The sequence below is a fragment of the Roseomonas sp. WA12 genome (genome assembly GCF_054165765.1).
In genome coordinates this window covers 2,807,794-2,820,928 of sequence record NZ_CM135108.1, presented here as the reverse complement: position 1 = coordinate 2,820,928, position 13,135 = coordinate 2,807,794, and the positions used below count along the sequence as shown (strand labels likewise).

The window sequence follows — 13,135 nt, the reverse complement described above, 5'->3', positions numbered from 1 at the left end:
CTTGCAGGGCAGATGGCTCTCCTAAAGAGCCGAAACATGCTCATCACGGATGATGCTCGTGCGCTTAGTTGCTTAGAGCGCAGCGGCTACTATCGCCTTAGTGGGTACTGGTATCCCTTCAGAGAGAGCACGCCGGTACCACGCGCTGATGGTGAAGTGGACGTTGTGGTGCATGATCAGTTCCGCAACGACACCACGTTTGAGCAGGTACACAACCTGTACGTGTTCGATAAGCGCCTGCGAATGCTGTTCATGGACGCAATCGAGCGTGTCGAAGTGGGACTGCGGGTGGCTGTCGCGTTGCGCCTAGGCGCACGTACGCCGTGGGCGCACCGAGATGCCAGCGAACTTCACCCCAACTTTTCCCGGGTGCCTCCCACTCCGGGCTCCGTGTCAGCTCATCAGGACTGGTTGAACAATCAGGACCGGCTGGCCCGCCGCTCAAGTGAGGACTTTGTGAGTCACTTTCGCGCAAAGTACTCTGACTCGCTGCCTATCTGGATCGCGATTGAATTGTGGGACTTTGGCCTTCTCTCCAAGCTTTTGGGAGGGATGAAGCATGCCGATCTTAGTGTGATTGCGGGTCAGTACGGGCTGCCCCGTCGTGATCTGCTCACCACATGGGTTCGTTCAATCAGCCACGTTCGTAACATCTGTGCCCATCATGGCAGGTTATGGAACCGAGCTCTTTCGGATCAGCCAAAGCTTCCTCGGCTTGGCGAGGTTCCTCTACTTGACCACATTGCATCTAACCAGCCGACAACTTCACAACTCAAGCTGGCACAAACCCGTGTCTATGCTGCCGCATGCGCCATCCAGTACTTCCTGCGGTACATCAATCCCGCCACCACCTGGGCACATAGATTGAGTGAGCACCTGGATACCTTCCCAGGTGAGCCGGGCAACTGTGTCAGTCTGGATCAGATGGGCTTTCCAACAGACTGGACGACTTTGCCATTGTGGAACTGACCCGCGCCCTCCTGCCGTCAAAAAGGCGACGATAGAAGATTTGGGCGGCTAACGAAATTAGTCGCGAGGACGAGAGAGTGCGGTTCCCTCCTGCAACCCTCCCGATACCGGCCCCTCTACCAAGAAGAATTTTCCAAAAGGTCCGCAAAGGGTCCGCAGCGAATAGATCGCCTGCTCTCATCCGAGGCTGAGCTTTGCAATCTACTGAAAACTAAGAAGAAGATGGTGCCCAGGAGTGGAATCGAACCACCGACACTGCGATTTTCAGTCGCATGCTCTACCAACTGAGCTACCTGGGCCCAAGCAAGCGGAACAAGCCGCCGGCAGAGGAGGCGGGGGATAAACGATGCCCTGGCGCCTGTCCAGGGCGTGAATCGTCATTCCGTCTCCTCATCGTCCTCCGTCTCGGGCGCGCCAGGGATGGCATAGGTCCCCCCCAGCCAGCGGCCGAGATCGACCGAGCGGCAACGGGGCGAACAGAAGGGTCGTGCGGCCGGATCGGCGGGACGGCCGCAGACGGGGCAGCCGGATTTCGGGTCAACGGGCATGGGGCGGTGCCTCCTCGATCACCTCCGCGCCCGGCGCCAGCGCCGGGTCGGGGCGAGGGGAGATGGGGTGGGCTGCGCTTGCCGCGAAGTCCTCCAGCGCACCGGGAAGGTCGCGCAGTGCGGCCAGCACGGCCGGGTGCGCGCGCAGGGCAAGGGGAACGGCGGGGCGCGACCGGGCCTCCCGGGCGGCGCGGCGCAGCGCGGCCAGGCCGTGGGAAAGGGCGGAGAGCGGCTGGCCCAGGATCTCGTGGAGCGGGGGGTGGATCCGCGTCCGCACCATCTCCATCAGCCCGAGCCCGGTCAGCCCCACCACCCGCAGCAGCGGGTCCGCGCCAGCCGCGGAACGTAGTGCAGGCAGCAGCGCGGCGCGGGAGGCGGCACTGCCTCCCGCAAGGTCAAGCAGGATGGGGCCGGCGAGATGGCGCAGGCGGATCTGACGGGCGGCCTCGGCGAGCGCCGCGGCGTTCACCTCGCGATGCGCGCCCGAGGAGCGGCCGGCGGCCGCACCGGTGTCAACGTCGAGCGCCGTCAGCGCTGGAGTGGGCGAGACGATCAGTCGTCCGCCGCCGGGGAGCGGCACCTCGGGCAGGGCCAGCTCATCGAAAGCGGCCTCGACCGCATCGTCGAAAGCGGGATGGGTAAGAAGCCGCGCGCGTTCCGGGCCGAGGGCGGCACGGAGGCGTGCAGCCTCGGCCGCGCTGTCCGTCAGGACGGGCAGGGTGGGATGGGTGGTGGCGAGGCGGAGCGCAGCATCCGGCCCGCGGCGAAGCAGGCGGGGCGGACCGTCTCGCGGTAGATCCTTCGGCACCCCGGTCCCGGCCAGGCGCGGTCCCTTGCCGCCCTGGGCAGCGCGGGTGACGCGGAGCGGCAGATGCGTGCCTTCAGCCAGCCCCTCGCCGCCTTGCGCGTCAGGCAGGAAGCCGCTGAGGCCACCCTCCAGCGCGACGAAGGCGCCGGAGAGGGCGGGCATGCGGGCGGCGATCCGGCCGATGTGGAAATCGCCTACCCCGTCGGGGCGCGCCGGGCGCTCGACGAAGGCGGCGTCCAGCTGGCCATTGCGCCAGAGCGCGACGCGGCGCTCCCCGGGAGAGGCGGAGACGAGAATGGCGGCGTCGGCCACGGCCTATCGCCTAGTGCGGCGAAGGGTGCCCTTCACGGCCTCAGCCAGCCCACGCCGCGCAGGAGCTGGGCCGTCTCGAAGAGTGGCAGCCCCACAACATTGGAATGGCTGCCGGAGAGGAACTGCACGAAGACCTCCGCCCGCTGGTGGATGGAATAGCCGCCGGCCTTCCCCTCCCACTCGCCGGAAGCGACGTAGTCCGCCATCTGCGCATCGGTCAGGCGCTGGAAGGCTAGGGTGGTCTCGACCACGCGGGTCCGCAGCGTGCCGTCGGGCGTGACCAGGGCGACGCCGGTCGTCACGCGGTGCCGGCGGCCGGAAAGCAGTTCGAGGAAGCGCCGCGCCTCGGCGGCATCGGCGGGCTTGCCGAGGATCCGGCGGCCCACGCCCACCACGGTGTCCGCAGCGAGCACCAGGGCGCCGGGGTTACGGGCAGCGACAGATTCGGCCTTGGCGCAGGAGAGGCGGCCGGCGAGCTGGCGGGGCTGCTCGGCCTTGCGCGGTGTCTCGTCGAGATCGGCGGGATCCACGCGGTCCGGCACGATGCCCAGCCGGGCCAGCAGGTCCAGGCGCCGCGGGCTGGCGCTGGCCAGCACGAGAGGCGGGCGGGTCGCGGCGGCGACCTCGGCCGGTGCGGCCTGGTCCAGCGCGGCGCTCACGGATGCACCTCGGCGAGGAACGGAAGAACCTTCACTTGAAGCGGAAGGTGATCCGGCCCTTGGTCAGGTCGTAGGGGGTCATTTCGACGTTCACGCGGTCGCCGGCCAGCACGCGGATGCGGTTCTTGCGCATCTTCCCGCTCGTATGGGCGAGAACCATGTGTTCGTTGTCCAGCTTCACGCGGAACATGGCGTTGGGCAGCAGCTCCACCACCTGGCCGCTGAACTCGATCATGTCTTCCTTCGACATGCGTATCCTTCATCATCGCGGGGGCGCCGCGACCCTGCATCGATGAAGGGGCGGCGCATGATCAGCGGGCAGCGCGGTCGCGCGTCCGGCCCGGCACGCGAAAGGGCGCGGCCCCGTAAGGGGTCCGCGCGATCTGTGTCAGAGCAACGGGAACATGATGCCCCGGGGGGCCAGGGTCAAGGAAAGCGGCCCTGCATCGGTGGATTGCCGTTCCGCGATGCGCCAGGGCCGCACCTTCAGGCGATGCCGATCCGCCCGGCGATGCTGCGGGCATGGGCTTCCAGCCCTTCCGCCCGGGCCAGGGCCACGGCGGCGGGGCCGGTGGCGCGCAGCCCGGCTTCCTCGGCCGCGATCCAGGTGGTGCGCTTGAGGAAGTCGAAGACCGACAGCCCCGAGGCGAAGCGCGCCGTGCGGCCGGTGGGCAGGACGTGGTTGGGCCCCGCGACGTAATCGCCCAGTGCCTCCGGGCACCAGGGGCCGAGGAAGGCCGCGCCGGCGTGGCGGATGCGGGCGAACAGGGCCCGCGGATCAGCGACCATGATCTGCAGGTGCTCCGGCGCCAGCCGGTCGGCCAGCGCAGCACCCTCGGCCCAGTCCCGCACCAGGATCACGGCGCCGTGCCGGGCCCAGGATTCGCCGGCAATGGCGGCGCGGGGCAGGGTGGCCAGGGCGGCCTCCACGGCGGCGGGCACCGCATCGGCCAGGGCCGGGCTGTCCGTGACGAGGATGGATTGGGCAGCCTCGTCGTGCTCCGCCTGGGCCAGCAGGTCCATCGCCACGCGGGCGGGGTCCTGGTCGCCATCGGCCAGCACAACCACCTCGGAGGGGCCGGCGATGGAATCGATGCCGACGCGGCCGAAGACCTGGCGCTTGGCTTCGGCGACATAGGCGTTGCCGGGGCCGGTGATCTTGTCCACGGGTGCGATGCTGGCTGTGCCCCAGGCCAGGGCCGCCACCGCCTGCGCCCCACCGATGCGCCACACCTCGGTGACGCCGGCGCGCTGCGCGGCGGCCAGCACCAGCGGGTTCAGCTCCCCATCCGGCGTCGGCACCACCATCGCCACGCGCCCCACCCCCGCCACGCGGGCCGGGATGGCGTTCATCAGCACGGAGGACGGATAGGCCGCCTTGCCGCCGGGCACGTACAGCCCGGCCGCGTCCACGGCATTCCAGCGCATGCCCAAGGTCAGCCCGGCCGGGTCCGGCACGGTGATGTCGGCGGGCATCTGCGCCTGATGAAAGGTCTCGATACGGGTCGCGGCGGTGTCCAGCGCAGCCATCAGCTCGGCGGGGATGGAGGCGGTGGCAGCGTCGATTTCCTCGGCCGTCACGCGCAGCGCAGCGGCGTCGCGGGGCTGCCAGCGGTCATACCGGGTGGTGAGGTCCAGCAGGGCGGCGTCGCCCTCGGCGCGGATGCGGGCGATGATCTCGGCGACCGCACCATCCACGCGGGAGGTGGTGTCGCGCGCCATGTCGAGCAGGGCGAGGAATCCGGCCTCAAACCCGGCGTCCCGCGTGTCCAGTTTCTTCATGCCGAAAGGGCTTCCCGGAAGCGCGCCAGCCAGCCGCCGATCAGCTCCGGCTCGGTCTTCAGCGCCGTGCGGTTGACGATGAGGCGGGAGGTGACCTCGGCGATCACCTCGCGCTCCACAAGGCCATTGGCCTTGAGGGTGGAGCCCGTCTGCACGAGGTCCACGATCAGGCGCGACAGGCCAAGGGAGGGGGCAAGCTCCATCGCGCCGTTCAGGTGCACGATCTCGGCCTGCACGCCTGACGCGGCGAAGTGGCGGCGGGCGATGCCCGGATACTTGGTCGCCACCGTCACGCGGGACCAGCGGTCGGCTTCCTCGGCCACCGAGTCGTCCACGGGGCCGGCGACGCTGACGCGGCAGCGGCCGACGCCGAGATCGAGGGGGGCGTAGATCTCCGGGTAGTCGAACTCCATCAGCACATCGGCGCCGCAGATGCCGATCTGCGCGCCGCCATGGGCGACAAAGGTGGCGACATCGAAGGGTCGCACCCGTACGACGTCCAGCCCGGGATGGTTGGTGGGAAAGCGGAGGTGGCGGCTGTCCTCGTCATGGAAGTCGCCGCCCGGCACCAGCCCGGCCGTGGCCAGAAGCGGCTGCACCTCCTTGAGGATGCGGCCCTTGGGAAGTGCCAGGATCAGGTTTGTGGTGCCTGTCGCACCGGGAACGAGGGGGGAGCTGATGAGCTGGTCCATGCGGGAGTTTAGCACCGTGTTTGCGGCACTTGGATGAAGGAATCGTGCGCTTCTGCCGTGCGCTAGCCGGGAAGCCGCTCGATATCGGCGCCGACCGCAGCCAGCTTCGCCTCCAGCCGCTCATAGCCGCGGTCGAGGTGATAGACGCGGTTGACGATCGTCTCGCCGCCCGCTGCCAGCCCGGCGAGGATGAGGGAGACGGAGGCGCGCAGGTCGGTCGCCATCACGGGCGCGCCGGAGAGGCGGGAGACGCCGCGGACGATGGCGGAGCGGCCCTGGACGTTGATGCGCGCGCCCATGCGGTTCATCTCGGGCACATGCATGAATCGGTTCTCGAAGATCGTCTCGGTGATCATCGAGGCGCCTTCTGCGACGGCCATCACGGCCATGAACTGGGCCTGCATGTCGGTGGCGAAGCCCGGGAAGGGCTCGGTCATTACGTCCACGCCGCGCAGGCCGGAGGTGCGGCGGATCATCACCCCGCCGGCGCGGCCATTGGCGGGCACCTCGTCCAACTCCACCCCGGCCTCGCGCAGCACGCGGGCGACGGAGCCGAGATGCTCCATCCGCGCTCCCTCGAGCAGCACCTCGCCTCCTGTAACGCCCACAGCGCAGGCGAAGGAGCCGGCCTCGATGCGGTCGGGCACGATGGCGTGGGTGGCGCCGTGCAGGGTCTTCACCCCCTCGATCCGCAGCCGGTCGGTGCCGACGCCCTCGATCCTTGCGCCCATGGCGATGAGGCAGTGGGCGAGGTCGTCGATCTCGGGCTCGCGGGCGGCGTTCACCAGCTCCGTCAGGCCGTCGGCGAGGGTGGCGGCCATCAGCAGGTTCTCGGTGGCGCCCACCGAGACCTGGCTGAAATAGATCTTCGCGCCGCGCAGGCCGCCTGGGGCGGTGGCGTTCATGTAGCCAGAGTCGAGGTCGATCTTCGCCCCCATCTCCTCCAGCCCCTTGAGGTGCAGGTCCACGGGCCGGGTGCCGATGGCGCAGCCGCCGGGCAGGGAGACCTTCGCCTCGCCGTACCGAGCCAGCAGCGGGCCGAGCACGAGGACGGAGGCGCGCATCTTCCGCACGAGGTCATAGGGGGCGACGAGGTTGGTCGCGGCCCCGCCCAGGGTCATCGTGCGGGCACGCGTGTCATGCTCCACCGAGAGCCCGTGCTGCTCCAGCAGCCTGGCCATGGTGCGCGTATCGTCCAGCGCCGGGGCGTTGGTGAGGACCAGCGGGCCGTCGCTGAGCAGGCTCGCGGCCATGAGCGGGAGTGCGGCGTTCTTGGCGCCGCCGATGGGGATGGTGCCCTTGAGCGGGCGGCCGCCGCGAAGACGGATGCGGTCCATGGTCCTGTTCGCCCTTACAGCCGCGGCAGCGCGACGCCGCGCTGGCGCATGTATTTCCCGGCGCGGTCCGCATAGGACACGTCCGGCGCCCCCTCTCCTTTCAGGAAGAGGAACTGGCAGATCCCTTCATTCGCATAGATCCGGGCAGGGAGGGGGGTGGTGTTGCTGATCTCGATCGTCACCTGGCCTTCCCATTCGGGTTCCAGCGGGGTGACGTTCACGATCAGGCCGCAGCGGGCATAGGTGGATTTGCCCAGGCAGATCACCAGCACGTCGCGCGGGATGCGGAAGTACTCGACCGTGTGAGTGAGCACGAAGGAGTTCGGGGGCACGATGCAGGTGTCGCCCGTGCGGGTGACGAAGCCCGCATCCGAGAACTCCTTCGGATCGACGATGGCATTGTCCACATTGGTGAAGATCTTGAACTCGGCGGCCGCGCGGGCGTCGTAGCCGTAGCTGGACAGGCCGAAGGAGATCACGCCCTCCCGCCGTTGAGCTTCCACGAAGGGCTCGATCATGCCGTTCTCCGTCGCCATGCGGCGGATCCAGTGGTCGGGCATGATTGGCATCGCGGAGTTCCCCCTTACGCATCCCCTGAGGGAGTGCCGGGCGGGATAGACCCTGGATGTCGGGGCGGCAACCGGGCGCTGATGGAGCCCTGCTTAGTCCTGGCCTGGGTCCGTCGCGGGGGGGAGCTGGTCGCGGGACTGGTCGCGCGTCCGCTCCCGGGATTGGGCTTTCCGGCGCCGCAGGTTTTCCCTTAGGGCAGTGGCCAGGCGTTGCTCGCGTTCGGACGGGGCGGGGCGGGGCGGCGGGTCCGCGGGTTCGTCTTTCATTGGGCAGCCATTCCGAGGATAGGGCGGGGCGTCAAGGCTATCGCAAGGGCAAGGGTTGCGTGGGGCGGGCACACCGAGTAGGAACCGCCTCGCCTGCGGGCCGGAATGCTGCCGTAGCTCAGTGGTAGAGCACTCCCTTGGTAAGGGAGAGGTCGAGAGTTCAATCCTCTCTGGCAGCACCATTCCCTTTCAGCAGCTTGGACCCCTTATTTCCTGGGTTCAGGCTCGGGATTTTCCATCCGTTCTCCTCTCCTTTGCGGTCTCAGGCCGACTTCGCCCGCCTCTGTCGCGGCGCGCGGGTGGGTTCAGCTGCGCTCGTGGTGATCTGCGCCGATGGCGCTGGAAGCTTCCCGGAGGGGGATCCGAGCTGTGGTGGCCGTAGACCTGCTCCATCATCGTCAAGTCTGGCTGCTCCGGCCACACCTGCTCTGCAGTCGGCCGAGGAGGCGGCGCCCGTCTGGCGGTGCTATCCTCCTGACGGCTGGAAATGGCTGCGAGGCGCGAGCATGAGTCGGCCGGGTCAGAAGCGCGGCCGGGCACACCCATTCATCTCGGGCCGGCTACGCTGGCGGAGACTATCGGCAGACGAGGGTGTAATAGCAGCCGGACTGTACGCCGCCCTTTGCCGCGCTCGAGTGCGGAATTGCGATCAGCCCCTGTGGTTACTCAGAGGCACCACGGTTGGACGTGGGTGGAATCGAGTGGTCGAGCCACCTGCCAACGAGTGAAAGTGTGCAGGTGTAGATTACCATGCCTCTCGCATCGCGGACGTCCACGATGAAGTCGCGTCGTGACCCGTCAGGTAGATTGTCTCTCAAGATGTTTGGAAAAGCGCACTGAGCTGTCTGCCGGGCAGTCTCTCGACTGTCACAGTCCTGGCCCATGTCATCCCGCCTGAACTCCACACCATCAAACGTGTCGAAATAGTACTTGGCCATCGCCGATCGAGGCGCTTAGGCCGCGTCAAAGTCAATCATTTCCAAACGACGCCGAATCAATCCTTCGCCGGCTATGCCGTGCCTTGCGATCATCCGCTCAATGGAACGCAACGCTTTCCACGGCGAGAACGCCGGGAAGTGGGATGAGACCAAGCGCCTCACCGCTCAGGATGGTGAAGTAAGCGGTTTCCATCGTGGACGCGAGTTCCGCCCGCACCTTGGCCTCACCCACCGGATCGTCCCCGTAGGGTGCGAGCTGCAGCACCGTTATCATCTGCCGGCGGATTTCACCCATCCTTCTGAGCCGCAGAGACGGATTCGGCTCGTTCTCGATTGCGGTTCGAAGCGCGGCGACAAAGGCTGTAGCTAGGTTCTCAGTGAGCAGGCGCGCCATTTTTACGAATGCCTCAAAATGCGGTGCAGTGATCAGATGCATTAATGTGTCTAAAAAAAATTAAGTGCACCTCGCAGTTGCGAGAGCGAGTGGACTTTCAACCCTGCCATGTCCGTAGCGCAGGGGTTGGATTGTTCGTCGCGCCTGATCGGATGAGCACGCCCCAAGTCAGCGCAGCCCTCGAGGCGGGTGGTTGAATGGGTAAACCCCCTTTCTAACCACTTAGCTTTCCTCCATTTTTACGAAAATGGGGTGGTGCACCGCGTACGTCCTCTGTGCAGAAACCGCCCCTAAAAGGGCAGTGCCGCTTTCCCGAGACAGCTAGTGTTTGGAGGCCCGAATCTGCGTGCGAACGGCTTCGAGGCCGCTTGTGTAGCCAGGGAGGGGCCCGGTCCGGAGTGATTGTTGTCGGAAAGGTGGGGCGCTGCATGGCTACGGCCCTCAAAATGGCCGAGCGCCTGGACCTAAATGACCGGAGCGTCGAGGAACTGCAGAGGGCTGGGTTCTGCCCCGGGGTAAGCGCAGCGCCCTGGAACTCGGGGATTGTCGTTTCGCTAACATTCGGCGCGTGCAAGAGCAGGCCGCGCCCGCACGAAGGACAGCAAGCACTTGATCGCTACTGAGCGCCTATCTGGCCGCCGAGCAGGCCGACGCAGTAGTGGTAAGAAAGCGGCCACATGCGGCGAGATGGTGACCATCTCGGCCGAGATTTGCCTTGTGGTTACGATAATTGAGCTTCTCAGAGCGCGGCCCGGGAAGGTTTACGGTCGAGTTGGTTGTGGGGTGGCGTGCGGGATGGAGCGCCCGCATTGCCGCCAGAAGCGCGAAGAGGCATCGCTGGACCTGGGGTATCCCCAGAGGACAAGCACAATTATCCGTTCAGTGAATTGCGACGGGCTCCGTGATGGACGCATGATTGCTCTGCCCCAGCGCTTCGCTGCTTAGGATGGTGAAGTAAGCCGTCTCCATCGAGGAGGCGAGTTCAGTTCGGAACTTGCGCTCGCTCTCCGGGTCCTTTCCGTATGGGGCGAGATTCAAGACCGCCGTCATCTGCCTGCGCATGTCGCCCATAATAGCGAGGCGCCGTGCCGGGTCAGCTTCGGCCGAGATTACCCTCCTGAGGGCGGTAACGAAGGCCAAGACGAGATCTGCCGAGAGCGTTTGGGCCATTGGGTCTCCGAGTACCTCAAAGAGCGTGATCCAAGCATGCGCGACTCAAGCGGCAAGTAACGGTCAGCACACTTCGCGGTTGCGATATCGTCGGGCAAACACAATTCGAGACGCCGTCTGGGTCCAGGGGCATCTGCAGTCAAGCCAGGAGCAGGATCCTCAGGCCTCCACTGGACCTGTGGAGGAAAGGCGCTGGGTGGACGGCATCCCGCAAATGTGTTCGGGTACGGAACTGCGATCGATCTTCAGGATACAAGCGTTACCAATGCGTTGCGGATTGTAGCATAAACACAACCTCAGATTGCTTTTGTCGAACGGTGAGGCATCTTTCGGTTGTGAGAGCGTTTTCCCAAAAACAGGGATTAGGAGGAGTTGAGGATGTACGGTTCGGTCAGCCCTCAAGCCGGCGCCGCCCCGATCAGGATCAAGCCTGAGATCGTCGACGTGATTCAAGAACTGGCTGCCTATGCCAAGAGCCAGCAGATGAGCGCCGCGGACGAGGTCCTCGCCGAGTTGCTCTGCGCGCTTTATAGGCAGCCGACCCCGGCCCGCTGATTGAGCGGAAGCATTGTGCGCGCGGTTGCAACCGATAAATCCGGCTTTCGGAAATTGCAGAATCACCTCAAGGGCGCTCGTGCAAAGGCGTGGGAAGTGACCGTTGGGTGATCCTGGAAGGGCAGAGCGTGAGGTTCTTGCCGGCGCAGTCGCCGCGGCGGTCAGGACGGTCCTCGGCTACGTGGATTCAGACGAGCGGTCGCATGCCCTGCAGCATGTGCTTGTCGAGATGAACCACTGCTTGGCTTACGCACCCATGGCCGGTGTGCCGTGTGTCGATATGTCCGCCCGGGCCATCATTGCTGCGACGCTTGCGACACAGGACTTCTAAGCAGCGCGTTCGCTTGCCGCATTCTTTCCTCAAACCAATCCTTCTGACATTTCTAACACGAGCGTCGGTTTGGGCCGATATTGTGCACCGATGTCGTTCGGGGGTGCTCCAGAGTTGAATTGGCTCTTTGCGGCTAGCGCGGGTGCCGAAAGTCAGCCGACTGCCGCCTCAAACCAGGGCTGCCTCAGTCGAACGAAGCCCATACGCACACTGGCCTGCCCGGGCGTGCTGCAACGCAAGCCGCTGGAACGGGGGCACCAAATCCGTGCGGGTCAAGGTCACATCCAACCGTTGAGAGTGAGTGGCTAGCCGAAAAGACTGACGCCTAAAGGGTAGAAGGCGCTCCAGAGAAAACCGAGAGACCCAGAATCGCCAGGCCGGCATGCCAGGGTTATTATTGTGGCGACCGGCGATTGCCTTCAGGACCTCCGGAAAAGCCGAGGCATATGGACCTCCGGAAAAGCCGAGGCATATGGACAGCGCCACCATCGTGTCTCCACCTTAGGCCAATGGTGGGGAAGACGGTCCCCCACGCAACATCGAAAGATGAGGCGGCTAGAGCGCGGCTGAGAGACCTCGTGTTGCCACAGCAGGTGTCAGAGCCTGCCGAGTGTCCCGGCTGTAGGGCTAGTATCAGAGGACGCAGGTGCACAAGCCGTGCCCGCGTCCGTGTAAAGGACGGCCAGGAGCTCGGTCAGCAGATCATCGGCGTGGCTGAGGCCAGTGGCACGCACATGGCTGGCGAGCTCGCTGATGGCGGAAAGAACGCCCTCGCGCGGCAGCCCCAATTCTTGCGGAGCTGATGACCGGACCGGACTCGAAAAACCCCTATCGCTCATGTCGGATTCCACGGGCTGACGACACTCGGCGCCCAGATGGCGCCTGAACCGCCCCTCATGGGAGGCTATCCTGCCCTGCAGGAAAAAGGGAGAAAAACTTCGGCCCTGCCCGACCTCGATGCGACGCGGATCGTTGGTGTGCCATCAGTCAGCAACATCTGTGGCCACGCGGCCTGGGGCGACGGGGTTGGGCTCGCGCCATGGTCCGCGCCAGCTTCGAGTGGGAGGAAAGCATCTTGGAATCAAGGCCGCCCATGCAGCCCGCGGAAGCCGAGGATGCGCTGGAGCATGCGGTGACGGAGGCTCTGGACCGTATCCTGTCCCGGATGCCGGCGGAGCTGCGGGCAGACGCCTTGCGGTCCCTGCGGTCGGAGCTGGAGCGCTGCCTGGCCGAGGCGCCGGTGAGCGGTTCATCCATGGACGCGATCCGGATGCGGGCCCGCTTCTCCGCCGCCATGGCCGCCTTTGGCCCGAAGGAGACAAGGCCTACCGATCGTTAGAAGGGGCGTAGCGGGAAGAGCCATCCGCCCGGCCCAAGAGGGGAGGCAGCCGCCGGCGCCTCCCTGCCCGTGTTCAGGTAGGGTTCACCACCAGGGTCTCAGCGGCGAGTGTCACCGTCCCCGCGCCGGTCATCGCGACCGGGGCGTTCAGCGGCGAGACCAGCAGCGGATTGCCGCCGGAGCTGGCGTCGTAAAGCCCCACATGCGTCAGCGTGCCGACGGAACCGGAGAAGACGAAGCGGAGCGCCTCGGCATTCCGCTGAGCGCCCGTTCCCGTGAAGGTCACGCGCTGGCGGGCATAGCCGCCGCCCACGGGCTCACCGCCGAGTCCAGTTGCGGCAGTGCCGCCAGTGCCGAGGGCGGCGTAGACGGTGCTGGGCAGGCCAGGGGCCCGGGCGCAGATGGCGCGGGCCAGCAGATTGCGGGCGTAATCGGTCAGGTCGGACATGGATGTCTCCGTCTCTG

At 66.1% G+C, this 13,135-nt stretch carries 15 protein-coding genes and 2 tRNA genes; 4 read left to right on the top strand and 13 right to left on the bottom strand.

Features of this window, described 5'->3' with window-relative positions; translation table 11 throughout:
- The first annotated feature begins 36 nt into the window (after nucleotides 1-36).
- The gene (locus ACVBD7_RS13580) at nucleotides 37-969 is read left to right on the top strand and encodes an Abi family protein (protein ID WP_458093766.1); all 933 of its coding nucleotides are present in this window, start codon (nucleotides 37-39) and stop codon (nucleotides 967-969) included.
- Nucleotides 970-1,192: 223 nt separating this feature from the next.
- Here the strand turns inward: ACVBD7_RS13580 and ACVBD7_RS13575 are convergent.
- The 9 genes from ACVBD7_RS13575 to dcd form a co-directional block, all read right to left on the bottom strand.
- Nucleotides 1,193-1,268 (bottom strand) — tRNA-Phe (locus ACVBD7_RS13575).
- Nucleotides 1,269-1,346: 78 nt separating this feature from the next.
- Nucleotides 1,347-1,517, bottom strand: a complete 171-nt coding sequence (yacG, locus tag ACVBD7_RS13570) for a DNA gyrase inhibitor YacG (RefSeq protein WP_458093765.1) — start codon at nucleotides 1,515-1,517, stop codon at nucleotides 1,347-1,349.
- On the bottom strand, nucleotides 1,507-2,637 hold the full coding sequence (locus ACVBD7_RS13565; RefSeq protein WP_458093764.1) for a ribonuclease E/G: 1,131 nt from the start codon (nucleotides 2,635-2,637) through the stop codon (nucleotides 1,507-1,509). Before ACVBD7_RS13565 ends, yacG begins: the two co-directional genes overlap by 11 nt.
- A gap of 32 nt (nucleotides 2,638-2,669) precedes the next feature.
- Nucleotides 2,670-3,296 carry a Maf family protein gene (locus ACVBD7_RS13560; protein ID WP_458093763.1) on the bottom strand — a complete coding sequence of 209 codons (627 nt, stop codon included), beginning with the start codon at nucleotides 3,294-3,296 and terminating at the stop codon, nucleotides 2,670-2,672.
- Between the two features lie 31 nt (nucleotides 3,297-3,327).
- Complete coding sequence (infA, locus tag ACVBD7_RS13555) at nucleotides 3,328-3,546, bottom strand: translation initiation factor IF-1 (RefSeq protein WP_007003972.1); 219 nt, start codon at nucleotides 3,544-3,546, stop codon at nucleotides 3,328-3,330.
- A gap of 236 nt (nucleotides 3,547-3,782) precedes the next feature.
- Nucleotides 3,783-5,078 (bottom strand): histidinol dehydrogenase, encoded by a 1,296-nt coding sequence (hisD, locus tag ACVBD7_RS13550; protein WP_458093762.1) that lies wholly within the window; start codon nucleotides 5,076-5,078, stop codon nucleotides 3,783-3,785.
- The gene (gene hisG / locus ACVBD7_RS13545; RefSeq protein WP_458093761.1) at nucleotides 5,075-5,770 is read right to left on the bottom strand and encodes an ATP phosphoribosyltransferase; all 696 of its coding nucleotides are present in this window, start codon (nucleotides 5,768-5,770) and stop codon (nucleotides 5,075-5,077) included. Before hisG ends, hisD begins: the two co-directional genes overlap by 4 nt.
- Nucleotides 5,771-5,832: 62 nt before the next feature.
- Nucleotides 5,833-7,107 carry a UDP-N-acetylglucosamine 1-carboxyvinyltransferase gene (gene murA / locus ACVBD7_RS13540; RefSeq protein WP_458093760.1) on the bottom strand — a complete coding sequence of 425 codons (1,275 nt, stop codon included), beginning with the start codon at nucleotides 7,105-7,107 and terminating at the stop codon, nucleotides 5,833-5,835.
- Nucleotides 7,108-7,121: 14 nt separating this feature from the next.
- Entirely contained in the window at nucleotides 7,122-7,676 is a 555-nt protein-coding gene (dcd, locus tag ACVBD7_RS13535; RefSeq protein ID WP_458093759.1) for a dCTP deaminase, read from the bottom strand.
- Between the two features lie 374 nt (nucleotides 7,677-8,050).
- Between dcd and ACVBD7_RS13530 the strand changes: the two genes are divergently transcribed.
- Nucleotides 8,051-8,125 (top strand) — tRNA-Thr (locus ACVBD7_RS13530).
- A gap of 480 nt (nucleotides 8,126-8,605) precedes the next feature.
- Here the strand turns inward: ACVBD7_RS13530 and ACVBD7_RS13525 are convergent.
- The 3 genes from ACVBD7_RS13525 to ACVBD7_RS13515 all read right to left on the bottom strand — a co-directional run bounded on the left by ACVBD7_RS13525 (nucleotide 8,606) and on the right by ACVBD7_RS13515 (nucleotide 10,445).
- Nucleotides 8,606-8,881: a DUF6894 family protein gene (locus tag ACVBD7_RS13525; protein ID WP_458093758.1), complete on the bottom strand. Its 276-nt coding sequence runs from the start codon at nucleotides 8,879-8,881 to the stop codon at nucleotides 8,606-8,608.
- A 97-nt stretch (nucleotides 8,882-8,978) separates the two neighbouring features.
- The gene (locus ACVBD7_RS13520; protein WP_458093757.1) at nucleotides 8,979-9,317 is read right to left on the bottom strand and encodes a hypothetical protein; all 339 of its coding nucleotides are present in this window, start codon (nucleotides 9,315-9,317) and stop codon (nucleotides 8,979-8,981) included.
- Nucleotides 9,318-10,154: 837 nt separating this feature from the next.
- Nucleotides 10,155-10,445 (bottom strand): hypothetical protein, encoded by a 291-nt coding sequence (locus ACVBD7_RS13515; RefSeq protein ID WP_458093756.1) that lies wholly within the window; start codon nucleotides 10,443-10,445, stop codon nucleotides 10,155-10,157.
- Between the two features lie 378 nt (nucleotides 10,446-10,823).
- Between ACVBD7_RS13515 and ACVBD7_RS13510 the strand changes: the two genes are divergently transcribed.
- Together ACVBD7_RS13510 and ACVBD7_RS13505 are read left to right on the top strand one after the other, a co-directional pair.
- A complete protein-coding gene (locus ACVBD7_RS13510; protein WP_458093755.1) occupies nucleotides 10,824-11,000 on the top strand; it encodes a hypothetical protein in 177 nt (58 codons plus the stop codon).
- A gap of 1,424 nt (nucleotides 11,001-12,424) precedes the next feature.
- Nucleotides 12,425-12,670: a hypothetical protein gene (locus ACVBD7_RS13505; RefSeq protein ID WP_458093754.1), complete on the top strand. Its 246-nt coding sequence runs from the start codon at nucleotides 12,425-12,427 to the stop codon at nucleotides 12,668-12,670.
- 73 nt (nucleotides 12,671-12,743) lie between these two features.
- On the opposite strand, the gene ACVBD7_RS13500 is transcribed toward ACVBD7_RS13505, so the two are convergent.
- The gene (locus ACVBD7_RS13500; protein WP_458093753.1) at nucleotides 12,744-13,118 is read right to left on the bottom strand and encodes a phage tail fiber protein; all 375 of its coding nucleotides are present in this window, start codon (nucleotides 13,116-13,118) and stop codon (nucleotides 12,744-12,746) included.
- Nucleotides 13,119-13,135: the final 17 nt, after the last annotated feature.